We start from the raw sequence: 24460 nt of genomic DNA, 5'->3' as shown, positions 1-24460 counted from the left end.
AATCCCTGTCCAGATCAGTAGGTGTACCAAGCCGTGCCTCGTGGCCATTTCGGACACCTACCCTGTGGATGTGATGGCTTGGTGGCGGGCTTCTGTGATCGCTCAGTGGCGGTGCAGGCGCGGTCAGGTGTCCGCCGTGGTGCGGTGCAGCTCGCGGTAGATGGTGGTGCGGGAGACGTTGAACAGCTCGGCGAGCTCGGCCTGGGTGTGCTCGCCAGCCGCGTGCAACGTCAACAGATGCTTGCGCTGAGAGGGCGAGAGCGTGGGCTTCTTGCCCTTGAGCTTGCCCTTGGATCTGGCGATGGCCATGCCCTCGCGGGTGCGCAGGCGGATGAGGTCCGCCTCGAACTCGGCCACCATGCCGAGCACGTTGAACAGCAACCGGCCGACGGCGTCGTTGGGGTCGTAGACGCTGCCTCCGAGACTGAGCGCCACTCCCTTGATGGTGAGCTCGTCCGCGATGTCCCTCGCGTCCGGGAGCGAGCGGGCCAGCCGGTCGAGCTTGGTCACCACCAGGGTGTCGCCGTCCCGGGTCGCGGCCAGCGCTTCGCGCAGCCCGGGCCGGGCGCGGGTCGTTCCCGTCAGGCCGTGGTCGAAGTAGATGTTCTTGCTCTCGACTCCGAGGCGCTCAAGCGCTTCCCGTTGGGCGGAGAGATCTTGCTCGAGAGTCGAGACGCGCGCGTAGCCGACATGCATGTCCCCATTGTTGCAGTTAGCCTCCCTTCACCGCCCATGTCACCGTACGGGTCTTGCGTACATGGCGATCCCTCGTAAGGAGTCGTCGAGGAGGAAGCTCTCTCGACGTACGGTGAAGGTTCCCCATGCGGGACCCTCGGAAGTGTGCCGTCGAGGGACCGTCGCGAGGTGATCGATGGTGATCGGGTCACCGGCGGCGCGCAGCCGCAGCAACGGGACCAGCAGGGCGGTCTCCTCGGACCGGACGAGCCGGTCTGCCAAGTCGGTGGTCTGTCAGGTCGGTGGTGAGGATCGTCTCATTGAGTGCGTCCAATTCTATTGGGGTGAGTGCGCGGTCAGGCGCAGCAGGACAGCTTCGAGACGTCGGTGGTGAAGGCCTTGGCGACGATGCGGATGCCTTCGGCCATGGTCAGGTATGGGGCCCACGCGTCGGCGACTTCTGCGATGGTCTTGCCGAGGATGTGGACGCCGGCGGCGGCGAGCTCGCCGGCGTCCTTGGCGACAGCGGTGAGACCGAGGATCTCGCCGGTGTCGGCGTTGGCGACCATCTTGATGAACCCACGCATGTCCCGGTTCACCAGCGCACGGGGCACGTACTCCAGTGGCAGGACGCGGCAGTCGCAGCGGATCCCGGCCGCGATGACCTCCTTCTCGGTCATCCCGACCGCGCCGATGGCGGGACCGGTGAACGTCACCCGAGGCATCCGTGTGTAGTCGACCGAAGTGTTGGCGTCGGTGAAGGCGTTCTCGGCGACGATCGTGCCGTGCCGGGCCGCGACATAGACGAACTCGGGGTGCCCGGTGACATCCCCGCCCGCCCAGACGCGGGGGTTGGCGGTCTGCAACTGGTCGGTGACCACGATCTGTCCGGCCTCGCCGGTCTTCACCCCCACGGCCTCGAGGTTGAGCCCCTCGGTGACCGGGCGGCGTCCGAGCGCGACGAGGATCTCGTCGGCACGGAACTCCTGCTCGCCGCCCGAGACCTCGGCCATGACGACGACCTGCCCGGTGACGGTATCGCGGGCAACGCGGGAGGGAACAGCGCGGCGGACCACCTCGGATGCCCTCGTCGGCGAAGACTTCCTGCAATGATCTGGAAACCTCCGGCTCCTCCTTCGACGCCAGCCGAGAACGCACCAGCAGGGTCACCTTCGAGCCGAGCCGGGCGAACATCTGGGCCAGCTCCAGCGCCACGTAGCCACCGCCGAGCACCAGCAGCGAGTCGGGGCGCTCGGACAGTTCCATCGCCGACGTCGAGGTCAGGTACTCGACGCCGTCCAGCCCCTGGATGAGCGGGACCCAGGGACGGGTGCCGGTAGCGATCAGGTAATGGGCGGACTCGATGGTTTCCACGGTGCCTTCAGCGGCGGTGACCTCCAGCACAGGCGCATCCGGGGTGCCGGCGAAGGCCGCCTGGCCCTGGCGGACCGGCCAGCCGTAGGCTTCGGCCACGTCGAAGTACTTCTCACCCCGCATCGCCTCGACCAGGTCCTGCTTGCCACCCACCAGCCCGGGCATGTCGACCGCGCCCGCGGTGGCGGCGATCCCCGGGAACCGGGAGCCCGCGTCCGCGGCCACGTGGCGGGCCTCGGCGGCCGCTATCAGCGCCTTGGACGGCACGCACCCGGTGTTCACGCAGGTGCCGCCGAACGTACCGCGCTCGACCATCACCACCGACTTGCCCAGCGTGGTGGCGCGGATCGCTGCGGCGAACGCCGCGCCACCCGACCCGATCACGGCCAGATCAATCTTCGACTGCATCCCGAACCCTCCCCGGACTGTTGAGAAATCCTCCTGATGCGGCGATACTAAAGCTTCCAGTACAGGGGAAGGTCAAGGGTGAGACCTGTGACACACGAGGGGTGAGGATGCGGATCGGGGAGCTCGCTGAAGCGGCCGGCACGACCACGAAGACTCTGCGGTTCTATGAAGACCAGGGGCTCTTGCCCCCGGCCGAGCGCACGCCCGGCGGCTACCGCGACTACACGACCGAGAGCCTCACCCGGATCGACTTCATCCACCGCGGCCAAGCCGCCGGACTCTCCCTCGCCCAGATCCGGCAGGTCCTCGACATCCGCGACCACGGCCAAGCTCCCTGCGATCACGTACGCGACCTGCTCGACGCACGCCTGACCGACATTGACCTGAAACTCAGACAGCTCCACGACCTGCGCGACACCCTCGCCGGGCTACGCGACCAGGCCGAGCACGTTGAGCCCGACACGTGCAGCTCCGACCAGGTCTGCCGGTACCTGTAGCCAAGCCCGACGCCGCACGGACACGCCATCGAGGGGTGGTGGTCGACCGAGCCCCAGCCGCACAGCTGGAACGTTCCGCCTCGACCTACTGACACGAAAGTGTCAGCGGCGCAGTGGGCATCGGAACTGCGCCCGAGGGACTCACAGCACGTATCGATCCGGGCGGGTCGACAGGGGTGAGGGTCGCCAACCCCGGTAGTCGTATGGGGATGGCCTTACGGACACGCAGGGCATCGCTACCACCCCCTCGCGTGCGAGGGAGTGGAGGCCGCCACTGAGCGTCTGAAAAACCCCGCCAATTAGCGGACAAAGTCACACGCCTGTGACCGAGTGTTCAGTGCGCGCTGTATAGTTTAGTCCATGCTGACCATTGCTTCGCGTCTCGACGTGATGAACCGCCTGGGTCGTGCACTGGCCGACCCCACTCGATCCCGGATCATCTTGACCCTGCTCGACCATCCCGCTTACCCGGCGGAACTGGCCCGAGATCTGGACCTGACACGCCCGAACGTGTCCAACCACCTGGCATGCCTGCGCGATTGCGGGATCGTCGTCTCCGAGCCCGAGGGTCGTCGGACACGATATGAGATCGCCGATTCGCACCTGGCGCAGGCGCTGACGGCACTGGTCGATGCCACCCTGGCAGTGGACGAAGACGCCCCGTGCATCGATCCCGCCTGCTCGCTTCCCGGATGCGACGCAGCTGGGGTGGGCGCATGATCCTCACCTCGGTCTTGCAGGCGATGGGCCTGTTCGCAGCGACCAACATCGACGACATCATCGTGCTCTCCCTCTTCTTCGCGCGAGGGGCAGGCCAGCGCGGCACTACCGCCCGCATTCTGGCCGGCCAGTACCTCGGATTCGCCGGCATCCTCGGTGCCGCGGTCCTAGTGACCATCGGTGCCGGAGCATTCCTGCCCTCGGCAGCCATCCCGTACTTCGGTCTCATCCCTCTGGGCCTCGGCCTCTGGGCCGCATGGCAGGCCTGGCGCGGAGACGATGACGACGATGACGACGAGGCCAAGGTTGCCGGCAAGAAGGTCGGCGTGTGGACAGTCGCAGGCGTCACCCTTGCCAACGGCGGCGACAACATCGGCGTCTACACCCCTGTCTTCCTCAGCGTGGAACCTCTCGCAGTAGTCGCCTACTGCATCGTCTTCCTCGCGCTCGTCGCGGTCCTGGTGGCCCTGGCAAAGGTCGTCGCCACCCGCCCCCCGATCGCCGAAGTGCTCGAACGCTGGGAGCACATCCTCTTCCCCATCGTTCTCATCGGCCTCGGCATCGTGATCCTCGTCAGCGGCGGAGCCTTCGGACTCTGACGTAGCGACAGCGATCCAAACGGCCCCGACCGGGCGCACCCCTCTCGGTTCAGACCGCGACACCTACCTGCAGCCAGTCCTGCGTGATCGCGGCAACAAGACCGCCACGGAGCGCTGCAAAAACCCCGCCACCAAGCGAACGAAGCCACACCTACCCTGCATGCGCCGCTGACGCGGCGCCGGGCCTCCTGGCGAGGACCCGGCTGCGCCCGCAAGCGCCGATTCACCCGAGCACGGCTGCGAGGGTGCGCTGGGTCCTCCCTGACACCGAGGAGGACCACCATGGCCTGGACAACGATCCGCACCGCCGTCACGCTCGACCTGCCCGCCTTCGCCGAGCCGGTCGAGATCCACCACGACCCCGCGCAGCACGCCCTGCTGGCCCTGGACCCCGCCACCGGCGAGTCCGAGGTCCTGACCACCCGCTCGCCCGACTTCCCGCTGCTGCCCGACGAGGCCGTCGTCAAGGACTGGTCCGAGCACAGCGGGCTCCCCCGCGCCCTGGCCGAGGTAGGCGTCGTCGAGCTGCTCGACGCCATCGCCGTCGGGCCGTTCGCCGCCACGGCGCACCGCGTGCGCGTGCTGACCGCGGGAGGCGCAGCATGAGCACGGCGAACCCCACGGACACTGGTGCTCCCCGGGTATGGCTGGCATGCCTGACCTGCTGCTACAACGACGGGGCCCTGGTGGGCCGGTGGGTCGACTGCACCGACGTGGAGGGCGTCACGCTCGCCGACCTCCACGAGGGCTCTGGGAGGCCGTACGCGGCCTGCGAGGAGGTCTGGGTGCTCGACCACGAGTTCGTGCCCGTCGAGGGCGAGTTCGGCCCTCTGGAGGCCGCCCAGTGGGGCGAGTGCTTCGAGGAGGCCGGTCCTGAGCAGTGGCCCGCCGTGTGTGCGTGGGTCCGGTCAGGGATGCACATCACCGAGGGGAGTGGCGACCTGCCCTCGCTGCCCGACTTCGAGGAGCGGTACTGCGGCCACTGGGAGAGCTTCCGGGAGTACGCAGAGCAGCTCGCCGACGAGACCGGGATGATGACCGATTGGCCGGAGGAAGCTGTGCGGTACTTCGACTGGGCGAGCTGGACCCGCGACCTCGCCTTCGACCACACCGTCGTCGACGCCCCGGCGGTCGAGGGCTACGGCGTCTACGTGTTCCGAAACCTGTGAGCTGCTCAGACGAGCTTGGTGGGCACGCCCACCTGCTTGGGGTGACGAGCGCACACCGGGGCCACCAGCTCGGTCAAGGGCACCCCGAGGGCGTGGGCGATGCCGTGGAGCGTGGAGATCTTCGCGGCCACGCGCCCGGCCTCGACCTCGATGATCGTCTTGCGGTGGACCCCGGCGGCCTCCGCGAGCCGGTCGATCGAGAACCCGGACTCCTTGCGCAGGCGCGCCACCTCCACGCCGAGGGCGCGCAGGTCTGGGGCGGGAGCAGGCATCCACCCAACTTCCCGCAGGCGCGTACGTTGCACAGTAACCCAAACGCGCCTGTTTTCAGTACGCTGATCGGGAGTTCCAAACTCTCGACCCACCCGAAGGAAGGAACCCCATGACACGGGTAATACACACAAGGGCGATCATCGCGGCGATCGTGGCGACAGGCCTGCTCGCAGGCTGCGGAGGACAGGACGGTCCAGCCGGCCAGGATGGAGCATCAGCCCAGGACGAAGCGGCAGGCCAGGGCGGCATCTTCGACTTCTCCTCCCCGACGATGGGACCGGCCGAGGAGATCGTCGTCGAGATACCCGAAGGGCTCAAGGAGGCGATGGGTCCAGACGGCGAGAACCTGTTTCTCCAGCGGGCCACACTCACCGCCTACGAGCTGGATGGGGCCCAGAACTGTGCAGTGCGCATCGACCTGGAGTGGGCTCCCGGAGCCGATGAGTTGATCGCATCGTCCAGCAGCTCCGATGACGGACCGAACTACGGCTTCGCCCTCGGCTACGTCTACCACCACCCGCTGTCCGAGTTGAGCCCGGACGGCGAAGGGCCCGGCAACTTCTTCATCGCGGACGACTACTCCCATGCGGTCCGGGTGAACGACTGCGCCGCAAGCCCCATGGACGACGACAACTCCTCCGCCCTGGACTTCAAGTTCCTGCGGGACGGGGACATGACCGACGGAGCCGAGATCGACTTCACCGTCATGAAAGACGGGTCCATCACGATCGTCGACAGCGATGTCGAGGACTTCGACCGTGACTCAAACGGCGACTGGGTTGCCGACTAGGCCACGGCGTCCACGCGTTCCGGCACCCTGCACCTGACAAGGAGCCCGCGCCAGCGGGCTCCTTGCCTTTTCCTCAGCGCTCCAGCTCGTCCTCGTGGTTGACCTCGAGGACAGGCTCATGGACCGACTTGAGTGCCTTCTCCCTGCTGGTCAGCTCTCGCCTCGTGGCCTCGCGCCTCAGCTCGGCCAGCGTCGAGGGCTCGCCGTCCCAGGCGTGGTCGCCCGCAGCGACCTCGGCGCGCATCGCGTCGGCCAGTGCCTTGTCCTGGCGCACCTCGACGGCCCTGCGGGCCACGGCGAGCTTCGCCGCGCGGCGCCACAGCTCGAAGGCCACCGAGGCGTCCAGCGCGTCCTCGTAGCGCTCCAGCGTGGCGCTCCTGAGCCCCTTGGCCAGCGCGCCGTCCAGCGGCTCCCCAGTGGCCAGTTGCGCGCGCCAGCGCTCGTCGATCTGGACCATCTGCTCCCATGCAGCCACCTCGCGCTCGCGCGTCGGCCTCCTCTCCCGCAGCGGCGACTCGTAGGGCGCAGCGGCCCGCACCCCGGAGGTCGAGGACGCCTCGGCCCCGGACCCGGCGGTAGCCGGGGCTGGGGCCGGAGTCGTGTCGGCGGCAGCCGACGCGCTCACATCGGCCACGTCCTCGACCGTCTCGACGGCACGCTGCTGCTCGGCCTCCTGCTCGCGCTCCCAGGCGGTCTCCGGCTCGTCGAGCGCGCGCCACGCGGCGATGGCGGCGTCGACCTCCGCGTAGCCCATCCCGGCGCTGCGCATCGCGCCGCGGTCGGGCGTGCGCAGCCGCCACTTCTGGAGGTCCCAGGCGTCGAGGACGACCTTGTCGGCCAGCTCCGCGTCCAGTCCATCCGCATCGGATCCATCCGCCACGGCGACGCCGTCGTCTGCGCTCTCGGGCGACGGCCCAGCGGGCGCCATGACCGCCTCGAATCCAGCCCGTCGGGCTTCAGCCATCATCTCCTCCGCACGGCGCTCCTGCTCCCACTGGGCGGCCAGCGCCGCGGCGCTCTCGCTGCGCCGCTCAGCCAGGGCGTCGTCGAGGCTGCTCGCCATCGCCGGGCGCATCTGCGCCGCCGACATGGCCGGTTTCGGCGCGGCCTGCGCAGCCAGCTCGGCGTTGCGCTGGATCGCCTCCTCGACGTGGTCGAGCATGGCGAAGCGGCCGAGCCTGCTGGCCCGTCGCCGGTCGCTGGGACTCGGCTCGATGTACGCACCGTCCGCCCCGCGGCGCTTCATCTGGTAGGTGAGCCCGCGACCCTTCTCGCCGCGCTTCTCCACCACGACGCCGACCTCGGCCAGCGCCTCGGCGTACCCGTCGAAGTCGGTGTAGCCCGTGGCCTCGAGCGCAGTCCGGATGCGCTCCTTCAGCACCGCGAAGCTGAACGGCTCCGGCTCGCTCGGCGAGGCCCCGGCGTTCCACTTCTGGTGCTTGTCCAGCCCCCGCTGCTCGGACTTCTCCTTCAGCTCCCAGCCCGTGGATGTCAGCTCGTTGCGCTGCTCGTACCCCTGCGCGGCGAGCACGGCGTCGTGGGTCCTGGACAGGACCGAGTGCTTCACGTTGGACGACGCGAAGCTCTTGCCCGTGGCCTTGTCGATCGAGTCGATCACGATGTGGTTGTGGACGCAGCCGGTCTTCCCATCGACCTGGGTGACGACCAGCGCGCGGCGATGGTCACCGGCGAGCGAGCGGGCCAGCTCCTGGCCCAACCGATGACCCTCCTCCCAGTCGTCGAGATCGTCGGGATCGAGCGCCCCCGCACCGTCCCGCGCGAAGCTCTGGATGACGTGGTACGCCTGCACATAGGCGCCCTCGGTGACGTCGCGGTAGGTAGGCTGGCCGGTCGCCTTGTCGGTGCCCCACTGCACCTTGACCGTCCTGGTCGCGTCCTTGCGCCAGCGCTTCCGGTTGTCCCGGAACTGCCCCTCGGCGAACTCCGGGATGCAGCCGTTGATGCCGCTCGCAGCCACGAACCGGTCGCCCTTGGCCTGACCGTCCTTCTCAGTGAGCGCATACGCAATCAGCCGCGCCGAGTTCCTCGTCGGGCTGGACATCGCGACCGCTGCGATGGGCTTCACCATGACCTCAGTCATCCACTCCCGCGATGCGCCCGGCCAGCTCCAACAGCCTGCCGTCGATCGCTTCGAGCTGGCGCTTCACGTCGTCGAGGTCGCCGGTCACCTGACCCGTCTGGTGGGCGACCTTGGCCATCTGGTTGATGTTGTGACCGACCTTCCTCATCTCGGTCCTCAGCTCCTGGACGCCGTCGATCAGGCCGTCCACCACGTCGGGATCGGCACCGCCCCTTCGTGCCGATGCCTGGGCCTGCTCGCGGGCCAGTCGTCGGCATCCGTCCTCCACCGCTTCGCGGATGATGTCCGAGACGGTGACGGCCCGGCCCGTCGCCTCGCTCGCCCGCTTCGCGGACTCCCCGGCGAGGTCGAACGATGACTGCGTCATCCTGAGTTCGACCCGCTTCGGGTAGATCGCCCGCCTACCTCCTCGCCGCCTCGGCTGCGCCTCGTCCGGCATCGTCACCACGTCGGTCGACCTCCCCTCGGTAATGCTGCAACCGGGCTGTCCGGTGGGCTGCGCACCCCCATCAGTATACCCGGTTGCAGCATTACGGCGAGCAGTTCAACTGTACGGGTGTTTGGCTCCGCCAAATCCCCTCCCAGTTGCTGCCCGCCCCTCGTCGGCTCCGCCTCCTCGGGGGACAGGGCTACCGCCCTCCCCCTCTCTGCTCCGCTCCGACGGGGCCCCTCCCCGTGCGTCGAAGGACCCCGGCCCGCATCCGCGGAACCGGGGTCCTGGGGACCGTCCACGACGGCTACGCGCCGTAGACCGAGAAGCCCCGCTCGTGCGCGTCCTCGGGCTCGTCGTCCTCCTCGTGGACGTCACCGTCGGCGACCGTCTCCCCGTCCTCGAGGATGGGCTCCTCGGCCCGCTCGAGACTCGCCTCGTTCGCGGCCCCGCGCGCCTTCAGCGCGACGACTGCTTCGACGAGGCGCGCGGCCCTCTTGACCTCGTCGCGGTCCTTGCGGACCCGGCGTACTGTGCCGTCCTTGGCCGTCTTCTCGGTCACCTCCTCGTCGATGCCGAACAGCTCGTACAGCTCCTCCATCGCGGCGCAGCGCGCCTCACCGGCGTGCTTGAGCGCGTCCTTGACGGCCTTCGCGGCGGCCCTCTCCTCAGCCTCGATGGCCGCCTGCTTCGCGGCCAGCTCGGCCTCAAAGGCCTTCCGCTCGGCCACGAGGTCGGCGAGCCGCTGGACCCGTTGCTCGCGCCTGGTCATGGTCGTGTTCTCGGTCATCGTGATGCCTCCTCGGGCGTCGTTGTTCGGGAGCCCATCCCCGGGGTGGGCGATAGGTGGAGCTACCACTCGGGCAGCCCTTCTACGACCTCGACCAGGGCGGCCAGATCGACATCTGCGAGCACACGAGCACGACGGTCGCGCTTGGACATGTGCTCCCACTGCGCACGAGAGAACTCGCCGTAACCAAGCGACCCGAGCCAGGCCAACTTCTGCTCCACGGGCACCCGCGAGGCGAGCACGGGCAGGGACACCAGCCCCTCCTTGTGCGCGGCCACCAACTCGGTCAGGAGCGCCGACTCAGCCGTGCGGATGCGCCGCCCCGCCACCGAGTCGTAGCGACGCTGCCACGTCCGCCATTCCTCCTCGGTGCGCAGGCACCCTGTCGACCGGTCAGGGCCGGTCGTGCCTGGGCGCATCGCCGCGATGTGGCGGGCGATCTCCCGGGCGCGCTGGTAGTCATGGACGTTGTCCCACGGTGCCGTGTCGAACCCCGCCAGTTCGTAGCCGTCGACGCGATCGACACGCAGCGTCTCCATCACAGGACGACGCTTCATGTCGAAGTCGAGACTCACCTCCGGCGCACGCTCGACGGGATGAAAGTCGACACGGTCCTTTGACCGGGACAGTTCTCGGAACGACGGGAACGAGGTGTACTCATTGACGACCTTCCCCGTCCGGGAGACGGCAAGGTTGCGGAACCAGCGGCGCTCCTCGAGCGACAGGCGATCCCGTTCGGTGTCGTCGGCATCGAAGCGAGGACGCAGGTCGGACGGAGTCTTGAGCCCGGCGCGTGCGAGCACGCCACCGAGTCGGGCGCTCACGTTCCCACGGGTGGTCAGGTTCACCAGGTCGTCCTGTTCGTGCTTGACCTCCCAGACCCCGGGGTCGCCGACGAGCGCTTCGCGCGCATCACGGAAGACGTCGGAGGCACCGAAGCAGTCGAAGGCCTCGACGTCATCCTCGGTGGTGATGAAGCCGTCGGTGGTCACCGAGATCAGGTCGACCTCGTTGGCCATCCCGAGCAGGAGGGCGCGGACGAGGCTGGTGATCATCGCGGCGTGGTAGGGACTGGTCACCGACGATCCGCCGATGGACTCCATCTCCTCGGCCCAGGCGTTCCAGCCCGACCGTTCGGCGACATCCTGGGCGAGCTTGCCGTAGCAGGAGTTGCAGGCCACCTTGACCACCTGTTCGACGAGCGAACCCTTACCCCAGACACGCTTCGCCTCGACGCGGTCGGCGACCATCTGACGCACGGCCGCACGCATGGAGCGCGACGGGCCGCCGTCATGCTGGAGCACTCGCAGCCGGTACCCGATCTGCACCCGGACCCGGGCCCCGAGCTTGAGGGCCAACGCAAGCTCGGGACCGCAGACCCATGCGCCGTTGAAGCCGTCGAAGCCGACGGCGTCCATACCCTCGCCCTGGGCTGCCCCGGCTCCCTCGGACGTGCGAGAGTAGACCACGGACTGGCCCACCTTGACCGGCAGGCACGGCTCGACCCCCTCGGGGAACTCCCAGCTCGCATAGGCCACCAACGGCGTCACGATCCCCAGCGGGAAGTCTTCGGGGGTGAGGTCGCGGTCCTTGATCACCTCCTCGATGCACCCGTTCTCGAAGTCGACATCGACGATCGCGGCCATCGCCGAGGGGTAGGCCGACTGGATGTCGTGGTCGTAGGTCCGGGTAGGGAAGTGCCCGACCCGCAGACAGGAGTTCCAGCCCCCGTGGAAGGCCTTCTTGTACGCGGAGTGCGCCTGGTTGGCATCGCCATCCACCGGAGTCAGTGACCGCACCGAATAGAAGCTCAGGCCGTCGTCGTCGGCGGCCTCGCCGTCGTTGACCCGGACGAGCCCCTGGAACCGCGCCATGAACTCGGCGTTGCTCGCCCCAGCGATGCCCCAGTACTCCTTGATGCCCGCCCGCAGGGCGTGGGCACCGCCACCCGACAGGGTTACCGCGGGCACGGCGTCGACGCCCCACAGCGCCGTCAAGTACTCCAGCACGATCACCGCGTCGTTGACGCCGTAGTCGAGGAACTCGACGAGCCGCTCGCGCCTCATGCGGGTCATGTCCTCGATCGAGTCACCGATGCCGAGCTTGGGCACGCCGCAGACCGCACCGAGCACAGCCAGCGACTTCTGCCCCGGAGCGGACTGACCCATCGTGTCGCGCACGGTGATCGAGAGGGGCAGCCAGCGCTCACCCGTCCCGTGGGAGCCCGGGCGGGCGATCATGCGGATCGGCTTGAGCGAGACGAGGCCACCAGACGCTGAGGTCACCCGGCGCATGATGTCGTCGTAGCGCCCATCCCCGCGCTGGCGCGCCGGCCGCGCGAAGGCGGTCAAGTCCGCAGGCAGGTAGTGACCCGCCAAGACGATCTTGACGCTGTGGTGCTTGAACAGGGCGGCCATGCTCGCCCGGTAGTCCCCGTCCACCCAGAAGTCCCGACGGGGCACGCCCTTGGGGTCGGGGAGACCAGCGGCTCCCCACAGACCGCTCTCACGGACCACGACGGCCAGCGAGTCTTCGACCGCCAGACACTCATCGACCAACGGCAAGAGCACGATCTCGAACCGCCACGCAGGATCCTCGGGATCGAACACCGAGAACTGGTAGCTGTTGATCCGCCGCGACCCGTCGGGGAGGTAGGTGAACTCGGTGTCGAAGGCGATCGTCGGAGCGAACTCGCCGGTGCTCATCGCACGCACCGTGGCGAGGTCCCCGAAGGCCGGAGAACCGGCTCCTGAGACGGTCAGCGGGGGCACGCTGGCACTGGCCGTTCCGGCCAGGCCAGTCTGCACTCCCATAGGGGAATATGGCCTGAAAGCCTTTTCCCTGGTCAGAGGGTCATTCGAGAGATTTTTCGTGTCACCGTTTTCGATTTCGGTGACACGAGAGGCCCCGATTCGAGCCTCAGAAGGGCCTCCTGGAGCCCTCTCGACGCGCCTCACGAGCACGGCCGTCGAGACCCCCGAGACCTCCTCGCAGGAGACGGTCCAGGACGTGTTGCGGAGCTGCTCGGAGATGCTCTGGAAGTCGTTGTCGACGGTGCTCATGCAGCACCCCCGAACAGGGAGGCGAGGCGACGGCACTGCTCATCGGTCAACGGGGGAGCGCTCGCCACGATCCGCTCGACCGCAGCCTCGACGTCGGCAAACGTGGGCTCCGCCGGTTCGATGGGGACGACCAGAGCGGAGAGGTCCTCGCGGCGGACCTTGATGAGATTGCCGATCTTGGCGGCAGCCAGCTCCCCGCGCTTGATGCGCTGGCGCAGCGTCCAATGGGAGCCGTAGCCGAGTTCGACTACTTCGGTGAGAGTGAGCCACTCCCGCTCGAGGAGGGGTCGACGGACAGGTTGACGGTCGTGAATGGGCTGTGACGCCACGGTGGCCTCGCTGATGCGCAAGCGAATGCACACCGCACGTCCCGGCTCAGGCCAATCCGGAATCTGCCTCCACCGTCAGGGAGGCTCACCGCCTGCCACGCAGATCAGCTCGCGGCTGCTCGGTCACCAACCGAGGGTCTGCGCCTCCGCCCGTGTGCTCCATGAGCGGCACCTCCCAGTCTAGCGAGGATCGCCACGAATCAACAGACCAGGCGGGCCGTCATACGACGACTTGCCGAATGTGGTGGAGTTTAGGTTTAACGTGTGACGTTATTGACGCAACGCGTTAAGGTTGCTAACTTGGGCGCGTGATCAGATCCTTCGGTGACCGCGACACCGAGCGAGTCTGGTTACGTGAACGGGCCCCCAAGCTCGATCCCCGGATCCACAGGGTTGCCAACCGAAAACTCCATCACCTGGACGCGGCGACCGATCTCAATGCTCTCCGCGTACCACCGGGGAACCGGTTGGAGGCTCTGACAGGCGATCGATCGGGACAGCACAGCATCCGCATCAACGACCAGTGGCGGATCTGTTTCGTCTGGACCGATGCCGGACCTGAGCACGTCATCATCGAGGACTACCACTGAGGCGCACCATGACTGAGAAGCTCTACCCTCCGATTCACCCTGGCGAGATCCTCAAGGAGGACTTCCTGGACGGGTTCGGCATCACCCAGCACAAGCTGGCTGTTGCTGTCGGAGTGCCGCCGCGCCGGATCAACGAGATCGTGCACGGCAAGCGCCGGATCACGGCAGACACTGCGCTTCGCCTGGGTCGCTACTTCGGCATGAGTGCTCAGTTCTGGATCAATCTGCAGGCGCGCTACGACCTGGAGGTCGAAATGGACATGCTCGGCGACTCGCTCGACAGCATCGAGCCGCTCCAGTTGGCATGAGTGCCCCGCCGCTCATGGGGCGGGTGGCGCTCGTCACGGGGGTGAGTCGCAGGCAGGGGATCGGGTTCGCCATTGCGTCCAGGCTTGCCGCACGAGGGTTTGAGCTCTTCGTGACGCATCATCGGCCCCATGACGAGGACCAGCCATGGGGTGGGGATGATCTGGAGGTCCTCATGGAGGAGCTCCGTGCGCAGTGCGTCGACCCTGGTCAGCGCGTCGTCGATATGGGTGTGGACCTGGCGGAGGACGGGGCGCCCGAAGCGGTGGTGGGGCAGGCCGTGGGCGAGTTCGGTCACGTCGATGTGCTCGTCTGCAACCACGCCCGGTCTGGTGGCGATGGGGTCATCGGCGACCTCACAGCTGAGATGCTGGACGCGCACTGGGCGGTCAACGCCCGGTCGTCGATCTTGCTGGTCCAGTCGTTCGCTGCCCAGCATGACGGTCGTCCCGGAGGTCGAGTGGTATTGATGACGTCCGGCCAGGGGCTCGGGCCCATGCCCGGAGAGGTGGCCTACGCGGCGTCCAAAGCGGCGTTGGCGGGGGTGACGATGACGCTTGCCGACCAGCTGGCTGACGTTGGCATCACGGTCAACACCATCAACCCTGGCCCGGTCGACACCGGCTACATGACCCCGGAGATGATGGCCCACGTGGCTCCGATGTTTCCCTTCGGGCGGATGGGAGCGCCGGACGATCCGGCCCGCTTGATCGAGTGGCTGGTCAGTGACGAGGGGCAGTGGATGACGGGCCAGGTTCTCAACACCGAGGGTGGGTTCGCACGCTGGCGGCCACCCTCATCATGACACCCGGAGTGCTCCTGGTGAACTTGAGCAGCGCAATGGTGACCGCCACTATCAGCACAGCTTCGGCGTCAACGATTAGTGGCGGATCTGTTTCGTCTGGAGAGAGTGAGGTCCCCACGATGTCGAGCTCGTCGACCACCACTGACCTGATGGACCCGATTCATCCGGGCGAGATCCTTTTGGAGGACTTCATCGAGGGATTCGGGATGACCGAGAACAAGCTTGCGGTTGCCATGGGCGTTCCGCCGCGGCGGATCATGAAGATTGTCCACGGCAAGCGCGGCATCACGGCTGACACCGCAGTTCGTCTGCGTGCCGTCAGCACGACCGCGGAGTTATGGATGAATCTCCAGAGCCATGACGAGCTGCGGCTGGAGCGGCACGCTCTCCGCGATCAGATCGGCGGCCTTCAGCCGCTGCGGACAGCATGAGCCGCCTCGTTGTGGTCTCCGGGCTTCCTGGGACCGGCAAGACGACGCTGGCCAGGAGGCTCGTCCGGGAGCTGCGCGCCGTCTACCTGAGGGTGGATGTCGTGGAGACCCCGCTGGCTCGGGCCGGGATCGACGTCGGACCGCTTGGGTACGAGATCGTTCGCGAGCTGGCGGCATCGAATCTGGCGCTGGGGCTGCCGGTGGTCGTCGACCTGGTCAACCCGTTGCCGACCACCCGCAGGATCTGGACGGGCTTGTCCGCCGAGCTCCAGGTGGGGCTGATGGTCTTCGAGTGCCAGGTCCCGGACGCTGAGGAGCATCGGCGTCGCGTCGAGACCCGCCAGCCCGACCTGCCCGGCCAGGATCTCCCCACCTGGGCGGATGTGCTGGCGCGCGAGTACGTGCCCTGGGACGAGGTCCGGGACGGCCGGCGGGTCCTGGTCGACATGACGGATACGGAGGCAGCGTGGCTCCACGCCCTCGAAGCCGTGACGCGCGAGCAATCTTGAGTCGTCAGCGGGCGCGCCACTGGGCATCGCTCATCGCATAGACGAGGTTGTCATCCCATGCCCCGCGGCACCAGTACGACCTTGGTGCCAGGGATTCGACGTGCATGCCCAGCCGCTCCAACAGCTTGGCCGACCGCACGTTCTGCGGTGACAGTTGGCCCACGAGCCGGTGGCATCCGAGGCGTTCGATGAGGTCGGTGACCACGGCGGACGCCGCCTCGAAGGCGTAGCCACGGCCTTGGTGCTCGGTTCGGAGCGTGAAGCCGATCTCCGCGACGCCGCCGCGCTCGTCGAGCCCCACGTAGAGGTCTCCGACGAGTTCGCCCTCGTGCTCGATCCCGATCTGACGCGGCTCGCCGGGGACGATGTCGGTCCAGGTGGACTGGGCCACGACAAGGCGTTCCACCCGTTCCCGTGTCACCGGCAGCTCCCAGTCCTGCAGCGCCGACACCTCTGGATCGTTGCGGTAGGCCAGGATCACGTCGATGTCGTCCTCGCGCAGGGGCCGCAGGATGAGACGTTCGGTGCGCAGAGGGTAGCCCGGACTCACGTCGGTCAGGTTATAGGCCCAGGGCACGCCGCGCTGTTCGGAGCGGCCACGCCTAGTTCCGAGCGGCCACGCACCGATCCGGTTCCGCAGGTGCGCACGGGCCAGCACGTCGGAGCCACACCTGGCATCGCGTTGGTGGTGCCCATGACAGGGGTGACCCTGCACCGTGGCCGACCGGCCAAGGCCTGCGCCCCCTTCGGCCAGGCAACCGCAGAATTCGTTGCCCCACCCCTGGGCAAGGGATTCGATGGTTCTCAGGTGATGCAGAGCTCCCTCTTCCGTGGGCGCCCCATCATCGCGGCGGTCACCGTGGCCGTCGTCCCCAAACAGTCGCTCATGGCCAACGGGAAATTCGTGATGGTGCAATCAGACAACTGAGAGGAGGTGAATCGACATGGCCGACATCTTGGACCTGCAGGAGGACGGCGTCCCCACCCCCGAGGAGGAGAAGCGCTCGATGGGCTCCTTCTTCTACTGCACATCGAACCGCAGCTGGGTGCTGTGCCTTTGGCGCGTCTGAATGGCCCAGACCTGCCTCGCCGTTGAGCCGTTCGCCCCGCCCGACTTCTCGGGCGGGGCGATGTGCGCGAGGAGCCCCTGTTCACTTCCGGTCAGCGTTGGCGTCGGACCCGTGACTTCGGGGGTCCGCGTTGCTGGACTGTCGAACGGCAACGAACACCCCCGGGAAGGACACGTCATGGTGAGTCAGCTCCAGAAGCTTCTCTCACGCGCCGATCTGGCTCGGATGCGCCCCTCGAGCTGGCGGCCATCGGTCACGTCTCGGCGCCCAGCGTGACGGTGATGACCCGCCACCCCGCCCTGGCCGCAGTCCACGGCTTGGGCGCCCGCAGGGAGGGTTGAGCCGTGCACCGAATCCATCTCGCCGAGTTGCGGGACGCGTCGGCCGCGTGGGCCGGGGTGTCCATCGCGTTCGTCGCCGTCAATGCGGCCCTCGCCATGACCCTCACGATTTTGTACTCGGGCTCGGTTCGGCTTGCGGCCGGAGAACTGCCGCTGATGGCCGCGACGGCCTACACGATCGTGCAGGGGCTCAACGCCCTGGTCATCCGTTTCGTCGCCGTGCCGATCGTCGCCGGTGCCACCAGCTTGGTGGTCGACTCCCGTCGGGGCGCGCTGGCCAGGCTGGCCTTGTCGGGTGCCACGCCCGCCCAGGTGCGCGGAACCGTCACCTCCCAGCTGGTGGCCGTGTCCCTGGTGAGCGCCGTCGTGGGGGACGCCGTGGGCCTCGCCCTGGTCGCGCCCATGCTGCGCCTGGTGGACTACTCGGCGCGCGCCGAACCCCTCCACGTCTCGATCGACCCCCTCTATTCGCTGCTCCCGCTCATCGCGGGGAGTCTGCTCTGCGTCCTGGTCGCGGTGATCGGCGGCGGCAAGCAGGCCCGCCTGGCCAGTGAGATCCCTCCCGTGGAGGCACTCCGCCAGTCCCTGGCGCCGACCCGTTCGGGGCGGCTGACGACTGGGGGCTGGATTCGGTTGGTGCTGCTCGCACTGCTGGTTGCCGGTCTGTTCGCCTCCGTGCCGCTGCAGGTCGCCCACCGGTACAAGGAGACCGTCAGCAACCTGCTGATCCTGGGCTTCTTCCAGATCGTCATCTGGGGTGCGCTCCTGGCGGTGGTGGCTCCATGGGTCATCCAGCCCCTGACGTCGGCCTGGACGCGGTGGGTGCCGTCCCGCGCGCCGGTCTGGCTGCTTGCCCGGGCCACCGTCGCCGCGCGGGTCGAACGGCTGTACAAGTCGGTCGTTCCGGTGATGTTCACGATCGGCATCGCGGTCGCGTCGGTGGGGTTGGGCGCGTCCATGGTGGACACGTTGGCCGCGTCGATGGCCGATGTCCGGCTCGAGGGCTCGAGCTGGGAGTCGCTCGTCATGATGTTCGGCGCTCCGCTGTCCATCGCGCTGGCAGGCGGGGTCGGAGCCCTGACAATGATGGGGAGCCAACGGTCGGCCGATCTCGCGCTGGCCGGCGTTGTGGGGGCCACCCCCGCGCAACGCACCCTCATCCCGCTGCTGGAGGCGGTCATCATCACCGGCAGCGCTGCGCTTCTCTCGCTTGGCATGGTCGTGCCCGCCTACGCCTTCCAGGCCTGGTCCCTCACGGCCGCCGGCCTCACCTACCGCCTCAACGTCCCGGTCGTGGTCGGTGCGGTGGCGGTTGCGATCTGCCTCGTCGTCACGATCGCGGCGACCGTACTGCCCACCCTGCGCTCCCAGCGGTCGCCCGAGCCCAGGGTCATCATGCGACTTGTGGCCGCGTGACGCCACGAAAGGAATTCATCATGCATCGCGTGCATCTTGGCGAACTGCGGAACTCGTGGTCCGCCTGGGCGGGCGTCTCGGTCACGTTCGTGACCGTCAATGCCGCCCTCGCGCTCATCGTCCTCATGGCCTCGACCGGATTCGTTTCCGGGGATGCGGGCGTCGCGATCTATGCCGGCACCCAACTCGTCACCACCGGGTTCCTCATCCTGCTCGTGTCACTGCCCGTGCTGGCCTCGGCCACCTCGCTGGTCGTCAACGCCCGGCGCGGGGCGCTGGCCCGTCTCGCGCTCGTCGGCGCCACGCCGAGCCAGGTGCGCTCCACGCTCGTGAGCCAGCTCGTGGCCGTCTCTCTCGCCTCCGCGCTGGTCGGTGACCTCCTCGCCTTCGCCCTCGCCCGCCCGTGGATGGCGTTGGATGCCTGGGCGGCCCGCAACGAGGGCCTGGCCCTGCCGACGGAGCCCGGCCCGCACTGGGGGCCGGTGCTGGCCGTTAACGTGCTGTGCGCGGGCGTCGCCGTGCTCGCCGGTGCCCGGCAGGCGTCGTGCGCCAGCAGCATCCCGCCGATCGAAGCGCTCCGGCAGGCGATGGCCCCGATGCGTGACGCCCGGCTCACCGCGGGCGGCTGGGTTGCCCTCGTCGTGATCGGTCTGGGCGTGACCGGCGCGATCGGCGCCGTCGTCGTCATCTCGGCCCAGGGCAGCGTGTCGGTCGTGGGGCACCTGATCATGGCCGCCACCACCCTGGTGTTCGTGCTCACCGCCGGGCTGGCGGTGGCCGCGCCGGTGGTGGTGGCCCCGCTGACCCGTGCCTGGACGGCGCTGGTGCCCTCACGGGCCCCTGCCTGGGTGCTGGCCCGTTCCACCGTCTCCGCCCGGGCCGATCGGCTGTACAAGTCCGTGATCCCGGTCATGTTCGCGCTCGCCATCGGCATCGGCGTCACGGCCGTGCTGGATTCCTCACTCGCGTCCATGGTCGCGAGCGGTGGCGGGTTTGCCGAGCTGAGCACGCCGGCGATCGCTGACCTGGCTGCTCTGTTCGGCCTTCCGCTGGCCATCGCCTTCTCCTCGGGGATCGGCTCGCTCGTCATGATGGGCCGGCAGCGGGACGCCGAGCTCGCGCTGCTCGGCATCGTCGGCGGCACCCCCGCGCAACGCTCATGGATCCCCGTCTGGGAGGCCGTCATCATCACCGTCAACGCGGCGTTGCTCTCGCTGATCGTGACCGTGCCGAGCCTGATCTACACGTGGTTCGCGATCACGGCCGCGGGTGCGACCTTCGTCCTGGTGGTGCAGCCCTGGTTGGTGGCCCTGCTGGTGGGCGGCGGCATCGTCGGGACCGCGCTCACGACGGTGCTGCCGACCCTGCCCGCGCAACGGCTGCCCGAACCCCGCGTGGTGGCGCGGTTGGTGGGGGAGTGATGCTTCGGCGGCGCATGGTTCTCGCCGGGCGCCGCACCACATCGCCTTGACTCGCGCGGGCACGGCGCGCTCAGGTGAAGCGCAGGAAGGCGCGCAGGGAGGCGTCCGGCACGTCGCGAATCTCGGTGAAGCCGCGGGCCTCGTAGAACGCCCGTTGGCCGGGGTCGTCGTCGGTGATCAGCACCTGCTGGCGGACATCGGCGAACGGCTCGAGGACGGCGGCGAGCAGGGCGGTGCCGACGCCACCGCGCTGGTGGTCGGGTGCGACCAGAATGTCCTGGAGGTACACGATCGTCACGCCGTCCCCCACCACCCGGGCCAGGCCGACGAGGTCGTCGCCGACGCGGGCGCACACCACCCGCAGCGACGTCCCACGGCCGCGTGGAGCCGGTCGGGATCACGGGTGTACGCCTCCCACCCGACGCTGCGGTAGAGCTTCACCAGTTCGTCACGGCCTGGGATCTCGTGGGTGGTCAGCGTGGGGGTGTTCACGGTGCGACGCTAGCCCAGCCCCCGCCTCCGGCCGCGCAACCGCGCCGTCCGAGGTGCCCGGGGGAGAAGAGCCGTGCCACGCGACGGGAGCGTCGCGGACTGGGGGGAGCGAGGTGACCGGGGTCAGCCGGCCCGGCCGGCGGCGTCGACGCCACCGGTCGGGTCCGTTTGACTCTCCAGCCAGTCACCCGACTCGTTGATCGTGTCGGCGTAGGAATCGACCACCGTCTCCGTGGGGTCGGGGTCGGCGTCCACCCGTGCCGCGTCGGGGGTGCGCTGCGCGAACTCGGCGTCGCGGTTCAGGTCGTCGGGGGATCCCGCCTGGTGGGGATGGTCGGTCACGATTGCCTCCTGGGGTCGCGTCACTGCGGTGGTCGCATCGTAGGTCGCTCCCGGCCGTCATGTCGGCGATCGGCGCAGGTGAGTTAGGGTCCGATCATGCCGGATGCGATCTTCGACCACCCGCGCGTGGCCGCGGTGTACGACGCCCTCGACCCCGACCGCAGCGACCTCGACGTCTACGCGGCGATGGTCGAGGAGTTCGGCGCGGCCAGCGTCCTCGACATCGGTTGCGGGACGGGAACGCTCGCGACGCTGCTGGCGGCGCGCGGCGTCCGGGTGAGGGCCGTCGACCCGGCCGGCGCCAGCCTCGACGTCGCCCGCACCAAGCCGCACGCCGACGCCGTGACCTGGGTGCACGGCACGGCGCTGGACGCCCTGCCCGTGCAGGTCGACCTGGCGTTCATGACCGCCAACGTCGCCCAGGTGTTCGTGGGTGACGGCGCCTGGCGCGACGCTCTCACCGCCGTCCGCGCGGCCCTGGTGCCCGGTGGACGCCTCGTGTTCGAGTCCCGCGACCCGGACGTCCGCGCCTGGGAACGGTGGACGCCCGAGCGCACCCGCCAGGTCGTCGACGTGCCCGGTGAGGGCCGCGTCGAGGAGTGGATCGAGGTGACCGGGGTCGGCGACCGCACGGTGACGTTCAGCTCACCGACGGTCTTCCACCGCGACGGCGTCCGCGTGGAATCGACCTCCACCCTCGTCTTCCGCACCCGCGCCGAGCTGACCCGCTCGCTGGAGGAGGTCGGGTTCGTGGTCGACGAAGTCCGTGACGCCCCGGACCGCCCGGGCGCAGAATTCGTCTTCGTCGCCCGCAAGACCTCCGATGCTGGCGACGCCGACTCCGTGCGCAGGCTGCGCCGCCGCAGGGACGCCGCCGAGCTGTTCGCCGACCTCGACCCGTGGGGACTCATCGAGGGCGGCGCTCCCCGCGACGAGTACAGCCCCGAGGTGGACGCCCTGCTCGACCTCGAGCGGCCGGTGACGCCCGACGAGGTGCAGGCCACGTTCACCCGGATGGCCCAACCGGTGGACATGGTGGACGCCTTCGGCCTGGCCGACGCGTTCAACGCCGTCCTGGCCCGGCACCCCTGACGGGGCCGCCCACCGAGCGCAGCCAGGTCACTGCGGCGTCCTCCGACTACGGTGGGCGTGAGCCGTGAAGGAGAGCCCATGAGCAATTCCACCGAGGTCCCCCTGCGCAACCGAGCCGCGCTCGTCGGCCGGCTCGCCCTCGCGCGCGGGTACACCGCCTGGCACGCCTGGGGGCGCCGCGACCCGCTCATGGCCCTGTTCACCCCCGCCGGGCGCCGCCAGCGCTACCGGCTCTACGAAAGGTTGCGCGCCGAGGGCCCCGTCGTCCGTAGTTCGGCCGGCATGGCGTCGGTGGTCAGTCACCCGCTCGCGGACGGCCTGCTCCGCAGCCGCGACGTCAGCGTCCGCGTGGGCCAGCAGAACCCGGCGGAGCAGATCCTCGACCTCTCCCTGCTCGAGCTCGACCCGCCCGACCACACGCGGCTGCGTGCCCTCGTCGCCCCGCGTTCACCGCGCGGCGGATGCGCGAGCAGGAGGATCGGATCAGTGCCGCCGTGGACGCCCTCGCCGACGACCTGGCCGGCCAGCTGGCCCAGGGCCCGGTCGACCTGATGGCCGCGTTCGCCAAGCCGCTGCCCGTCATCATGATCACCGCGCTGCTCGGCATTCCCGACGCCGAGGTCGACTCCCTCAACCGGTACGGCGACGCGATCGGCCGGGCGCTCGACGGGGTGGCGTCCCTGCGTCACCAGCGCGAGATCACGGAGGCCAAGGTCGAACTGGCGGCGCTGTTCGAGCGCCTCATCGCGCTGCGCCGCCGCGAGCCGGGCACGGACGTGATCAGCCAGTTGGTGCAGGCCGAGGACGGCGACCAGCTCACCCACGCCGAGCTGATCGCCCTCGCGCAGCTGCTGCTCCTGGCGGGGTTCGAGACCACGGTGAACCTGCTCGGCAACGGCGTCTCCGCGCTCATGGACCGCCCCGACCTGTGGAAGCGGCTCGCCGACGACCCCGATCTCGCCGAGCGGGCGGTCGACGAGACGCTCCGGTTCGACCCGCCGGTGCAGTTGACGGGGCGGACGCCGACGCGCGACCTCACCGTCGACGGCGTCGACTTCGCCCAGGGGCAGGGGCTCGTCATCCTCCTCGCCGCAGCCAACCGCGACCCCGAGGTGTTCGAGCGGCCAGGGGAGTTCGACCTGGACCGCCCCAACCTGCGCGACCACCTGGCCTTCTCGACCGGCATCCACCACTGTGTGGGGCGTCCGCTGGCGGAGATGGAGGGACGCCTCGCGCTCGCCGCCCTCGCCCGCCGGGCCCCGAACCTGCGCCGCGCTGCGGCGGAGACGCTCGGCGACGGCGTCGTGATCAACGGTCGCGCGACGCTCCCCGTCCGCGCCTGACTCCGGCACCCCCCTCGGCATTTGGACCCGGGGAAATGGCGCCATGGCGCCATTTCCTCGGGTCCAAATGCCCATCCAGGGGTCGGCCCCCAGCCCCAGGCCCAGCCCCAGCCTCCAGGGGGCTCAGAGGGACAGGAGCACCCGGGCCCGTGAGCCGGCGTCCACGCGATCGTGGTCCTCGGCGATCCGCTCCAGCGGGAACGTGACGCGGGGCACGTCCAGCCCCACGGCCAGGGCCGACAGGTCGCGTGCCGCCTCCGCGCGGGCCTCGGCGCTGAAGTCGTCGCTGCCCAGCAGCCGGATGGTCACGTTCGCGAACAGCAGCGGCCAGAACGGCAACCGCGGCTCGGCATCGCGCGTCGCGTAGGCGGCGATGGTGCCGCCGGGGGCGATCACGTCCACCGCCAGGCCGACGTTGTCGCTGAACGCCACCTCCACGATCCGGTCGACGCCGTCGGGAGCCAGCTCTCGCACCGCGTCAACCACCCCGTCGCCCAGCACCACGACCTCATCGGCGACGCCCGCGGCGGCGTCCACGTCGGCGTCCGAGCGCACACTGCCGATCACCCGGGCCCCGTCGCGGCGCGCCAGCAGCGCCGCCAGCCGTCCGACGCCGCCGAGGACGCCGTGCACGAGCACCGTCGCCCCGCGCACGGAACCGTCGGCGAACACGCACCGGTGGGCCGTGATGCCGGGGATGCCCAGGCAGGCTCCCACCTCGAGCGGCGCGGCGTCGGGGAGGTCCACCGCGTGGTCGGTCGGCACGCACACGAATTCTGCCGCCGTCCCGAACGCGCGGTAGGACTGGGCGCCCCACACCCACACGCGGCGCCCCACCCGGTCAGCAGGGACGCCCTCGCCGACGGCGTCCACCACGCCCGAGCCGTCGGAGTGCGGGATGACGAGGGGGAACGGAAGCCCGCTGCCCTGCCAGTTGCCCCGCTTCTTGGTGTCACCCGGGTTGATGCCGGAATGGGCGAGGCGGACGCGGACCTCACCCGGGCCGGGGATCGGCTCCGGCTGCTCGCCGACGACGAGCACGTCGGCGGCGGGTCCGCCGCGGGTGTACCAGGCTGCGCGCACGA

General features: G+C 69.2%; 31 protein-coding genes and 1 pseudogene. 18 read left to right on the top strand and 14 right to left on the bottom strand.

Translation table 11 applies throughout. The features are described 5' to 3' along the window. Positions 1-123 precede the first annotated feature (123 nt). The 3 genes and pseudogenes from PCC79_RS13360 to PCC79_RS17430 all read right to left on the bottom strand — a co-directional run. Positions 124-696 carry a recombinase family protein gene (locus tag PCC79_RS13360; RefSeq protein WP_232550196.1) on the bottom strand — a complete coding sequence of 191 codons (573 nt, stop codon included), beginning with the start codon at positions 694-696 and terminating at the stop codon, positions 124-126. A 335-nt stretch (positions 697-1031) separates the two neighbouring features. Further along, positions 1032-1688: an FAD-dependent oxidoreductase gene (locus PCC79_RS17435; protein ID WP_425325639.1), complete on the bottom strand. Its 657-nt coding sequence runs from the start codon at positions 1686-1688 to the stop codon at positions 1032-1034. Positions 1689-1812: 124 nt separating this feature from the next. Next, positions 1813-2457 (bottom strand): annotated as a pseudogene (locus PCC79_RS17430) (FAD-dependent oxidoreductase); the annotation flags it as partial. Positions 2458-2564: 107 nt separating this feature from the next. Between PCC79_RS17430 and PCC79_RS13350 the strand changes: the two are divergent. The 5 genes from PCC79_RS13350 to PCC79_RS13330 all read left to right on the top strand — a co-directional run bounded on the left by PCC79_RS13350 (position 2565) and on the right by PCC79_RS13330 (position 5442). Then, positions 2565-2954, top strand: a complete 390-nt coding sequence (locus PCC79_RS13350) for a heavy metal-responsive transcriptional regulator (protein WP_019157843.1) — start codon at positions 2565-2567, stop codon at positions 2952-2954. 360 nt (positions 2955-3314) lie between these two features. Beyond that, on the top strand, positions 3315-3674 hold the full coding sequence (cmtR, locus tag PCC79_RS13345; RefSeq protein ID WP_038992393.1) for a Cd(II)/Pb(II)-sensing metalloregulatory transcriptional regulator CmtR: 360 nt from the start codon (positions 3315-3317) through the stop codon (positions 3672-3674). Further along, positions 3671-4273 (top strand): cadmium resistance transporter, encoded by a 603-nt coding sequence (locus PCC79_RS13340; protein ID WP_232550197.1) that lies wholly within the window; start codon positions 3671-3673, stop codon positions 4271-4273. Before cmtR ends, PCC79_RS13340 begins: the two co-directional genes overlap by 4 nt. A gap of 282 nt (positions 4274-4555) precedes the next feature. Beyond that, the gene (locus tag PCC79_RS13335) at positions 4556-4879 is read left to right on the top strand and encodes a hypothetical protein (protein WP_342372118.1); all 324 of its coding nucleotides are present in this window, start codon (positions 4556-4558) and stop codon (positions 4877-4879) included. Next, positions 4876-5442 carry an antirestriction protein ArdA gene (locus PCC79_RS13330; RefSeq protein WP_342372117.1) on the top strand — a complete coding sequence of 189 codons (567 nt, stop codon included), beginning with the start codon at positions 4876-4878 and terminating at the stop codon, positions 5440-5442. The genes PCC79_RS13335 and PCC79_RS13330 overlap by 4 nt, the downstream gene beginning before the upstream one ends. Before the next feature lie 5 nt (positions 5443-5447). On the opposite strand, the gene PCC79_RS13325 is transcribed toward PCC79_RS13330, so the two are convergent. Further along, positions 5448-5714 carry a helix-turn-helix transcriptional regulator gene (locus PCC79_RS13325; RefSeq protein WP_342372116.1) on the bottom strand — a complete coding sequence of 89 codons (267 nt, stop codon included), beginning with the start codon at positions 5712-5714 and terminating at the stop codon, positions 5448-5450. Positions 5715-5824: 110 nt separating this feature from the next. On the opposite strand from PCC79_RS13325, the gene PCC79_RS13320 reads away from it, so the two are divergent. Continuing rightward, complete coding sequence (locus tag PCC79_RS13320) at positions 5825-6505, top strand: hypothetical protein (RefSeq protein WP_342372115.1); 681 nt, start codon at positions 5825-5827, stop codon at positions 6503-6505. A gap of 73 nt (positions 6506-6578) precedes the next feature. On the opposite strand, the gene PCC79_RS13315 is transcribed toward PCC79_RS13320, so the two are convergent. The 5 genes from PCC79_RS13315 to PCC79_RS13295 all read right to left on the bottom strand — a co-directional run bounded on the left by PCC79_RS13315 (position 6579) and on the right by PCC79_RS13295 (position 13217). After that, a complete protein-coding gene (locus PCC79_RS13315; RefSeq protein ID WP_342372114.1) occupies positions 6579-8594 on the bottom strand; it encodes a relaxase/mobilization nuclease domain-containing protein in 2016 nt (671 codons plus the stop codon). A gap of 4 nt (positions 8595-8598) precedes the next feature. Then, positions 8599-8973, bottom strand: a complete 375-nt coding sequence (locus tag PCC79_RS13310; RefSeq protein WP_342372113.1) for a MobC family plasmid mobilization relaxosome protein — start codon at positions 8971-8973, stop codon at positions 8599-8601. 370 nt (positions 8974-9343) lie between these two features. Continuing rightward, the gene (locus PCC79_RS13305; RefSeq protein WP_342372112.1) at positions 9344-9826 is read right to left on the bottom strand and encodes a hypothetical protein; all 483 of its coding nucleotides are present in this window, start codon (positions 9824-9826) and stop codon (positions 9344-9346) included. A 62-nt stretch (positions 9827-9888) separates the two neighbouring features. After that, entirely contained in the window at positions 9889-12888 is a 3000-nt protein-coding gene (locus PCC79_RS13300; RefSeq protein WP_342372111.1) for a hypothetical protein, read from the bottom strand. Beyond that, positions 12885-13217 carry a helix-turn-helix domain-containing protein gene (locus PCC79_RS13295; RefSeq protein WP_342372110.1) on the bottom strand — a complete coding sequence of 111 codons (333 nt, stop codon included), beginning with the start codon at positions 13215-13217 and terminating at the stop codon, positions 12885-12887. Before PCC79_RS13295 ends, PCC79_RS13300 begins: the two co-directional genes overlap by 4 nt. Positions 13218-13525: 308 nt before the next feature. On the opposite strand from PCC79_RS13295, the gene PCC79_RS13290 reads away from it, so the two are divergent. From PCC79_RS13290 to PCC79_RS13270, 5 genes are all read left to right on the top strand, one after another. After that, on the top strand, positions 13526-13807 hold the full coding sequence (locus tag PCC79_RS13290; RefSeq protein WP_232548415.1) for a type II toxin-antitoxin system RelE/ParE family toxin: 282 nt from the start codon (positions 13526-13528) through the stop codon (positions 13805-13807). Between the two features lie 8 nt (positions 13808-13815). After that, entirely contained in the window at positions 13816-14115 is a 300-nt protein-coding gene (locus PCC79_RS13285; RefSeq protein WP_425325638.1) for a HigA family addiction module antitoxin, read from the top strand. Continuing rightward, positions 14112-14918, top strand: a complete 807-nt coding sequence (locus PCC79_RS13280) for an SDR family oxidoreductase (RefSeq protein ID WP_342372109.1) — start codon at positions 14112-14114, stop codon at positions 14916-14918. The genes PCC79_RS13285 and PCC79_RS13280 overlap by 4 nt, the downstream gene beginning before the upstream one ends. Before the next feature lie 119 nt (positions 14919-15037). After that, complete coding sequence (locus PCC79_RS13275) at positions 15038-15349, top strand: HigA family addiction module antitoxin (RefSeq protein ID WP_232548417.1); 312 nt, start codon at positions 15038-15040, stop codon at positions 15347-15349. After that, on the top strand, positions 15346-15858 hold the full coding sequence (locus tag PCC79_RS13270; protein ID WP_232548418.1) for an AAA family ATPase: 513 nt from the start codon (positions 15346-15348) through the stop codon (positions 15856-15858). Before PCC79_RS13275 ends, PCC79_RS13270 begins: the two co-directional genes overlap by 4 nt. Before the next feature lie 4 nt (positions 15859-15862). Here PCC79_RS13270 and PCC79_RS13265 read toward each other — a convergent pair whose 3' ends face one another. After that, positions 15863-16408, bottom strand: coding sequence for a GNAT family N-acetyltransferase (locus PCC79_RS13265; protein ID WP_342372108.1), 546 nt, complete (start codon positions 16406-16408; stop codon positions 15863-15865). A gap of 144 nt (positions 16409-16552) precedes the next feature. Between PCC79_RS13265 and PCC79_RS13260 the strand changes: the two genes are divergently transcribed. The 4 genes from PCC79_RS13260 (at position 16553) to PCC79_RS13245 (ending at position 20106) form a co-directional block, all read left to right on the top strand. Beyond that, entirely contained in the window at positions 16553-16786 is a 234-nt protein-coding gene (locus PCC79_RS13260) for a hypothetical protein (protein ID WP_342372107.1), read from the top strand. A 16-nt stretch (positions 16787-16802) separates the two neighbouring features. After that, on the top strand, positions 16803-16928 hold the full coding sequence (locus PCC79_RS13255; protein WP_342372106.1) for a hypothetical protein: 126 nt from the start codon (positions 16803-16805) through the stop codon (positions 16926-16928). Positions 16929-17272: 344 nt separating this feature from the next. After that, positions 17273-18685, top strand: a complete 1413-nt coding sequence (locus PCC79_RS13250; RefSeq protein ID WP_342372105.1) for an FtsX-like permease family protein — start codon at positions 17273-17275, stop codon at positions 18683-18685. Between the two features lie 20 nt (positions 18686-18705). Continuing rightward, positions 18706-20106: an FtsX-like permease family protein gene (locus PCC79_RS13245; RefSeq protein WP_342372104.1), complete on the top strand. Its 1401-nt coding sequence runs from the start codon at positions 18706-18708 to the stop codon at positions 20104-20106. Positions 20107-20176: 70 nt separating this feature from the next. Here the strand turns inward: PCC79_RS13245 and PCC79_RS13240 are convergent, their stop codons facing one another. From PCC79_RS13240 to PCC79_RS13230, 3 genes are all read right to left on the bottom strand, one after another. Continuing rightward, positions 20177-20416: a GNAT family N-acetyltransferase gene (locus PCC79_RS13240; RefSeq protein WP_342373628.1), complete on the bottom strand. Its 240-nt coding sequence runs from the start codon at positions 20414-20416 to the stop codon at positions 20177-20179. Then, positions 20401-20598, bottom strand: coding sequence for a hypothetical protein (locus PCC79_RS13235; protein WP_342373647.1), 198 nt, complete (start codon positions 20596-20598; stop codon positions 20401-20403). The genes PCC79_RS13240 and PCC79_RS13235 overlap by 16 nt, the downstream gene beginning before the upstream one ends. A gap of 123 nt (positions 20599-20721) precedes the next feature. Continuing rightward, positions 20722-20940, bottom strand: coding sequence for a hypothetical protein (locus tag PCC79_RS13230; RefSeq protein WP_232548424.1), 219 nt, complete (start codon positions 20938-20940; stop codon positions 20722-20724). A 96-nt stretch (positions 20941-21036) separates the two neighbouring features. Between PCC79_RS13230 and PCC79_RS13225 the strand changes: the two genes are divergently transcribed. The 3 genes from PCC79_RS13225 to PCC79_RS13215 all read left to right on the top strand — a co-directional run bounded on the left by PCC79_RS13225 (position 21037) and on the right by PCC79_RS13215 (position 23375). Then, the gene (locus PCC79_RS13225; protein WP_232548425.1) at positions 21037-22032 is read left to right on the top strand and encodes a class I SAM-dependent methyltransferase; all 996 of its coding nucleotides are present in this window, start codon (positions 21037-21039) and stop codon (positions 22030-22032) included. A 78-nt stretch (positions 22033-22110) separates the two neighbouring features. Continuing rightward, entirely contained in the window at positions 22111-22584 is a 474-nt protein-coding gene (locus PCC79_RS13220; RefSeq protein WP_342372103.1) for a hypothetical protein, read from the top strand. Continuing rightward, positions 22494-23375, top strand: coding sequence for a cytochrome P450 (locus tag PCC79_RS13215; protein ID WP_342372102.1), 882 nt, complete (start codon positions 22494-22496; stop codon positions 23373-23375). The genes PCC79_RS13220 and PCC79_RS13215 overlap by 91 nt, the downstream gene beginning before the upstream one ends. A 123-nt stretch (positions 23376-23498) precedes the next feature. Here the strand turns inward: PCC79_RS13215 and PCC79_RS13210 are convergent, their stop codons facing one another. Beyond that, on the bottom strand, positions 23499-24458 hold the full coding sequence (locus tag PCC79_RS13210; RefSeq protein ID WP_342372101.1) for an NADPH:quinone reductase: 960 nt from the start codon (positions 24456-24458) through the stop codon (positions 23499-23501). Positions 24459-24460: the final 2 nt, after the last annotated feature.

This window comes from Propioniciclava soli (assembly GCF_038502305.1).
GTDB lineage: Bacteria > Actinomycetota > Actinomycetes > Propionibacteriales > Propionibacteriaceae > Propioniciclava > Propioniciclava soli.
The sequence above is the reverse complement of the archived record's forward strand: the minus strand, read 5'-3'. Positions and strand labels throughout refer to the sequence as shown.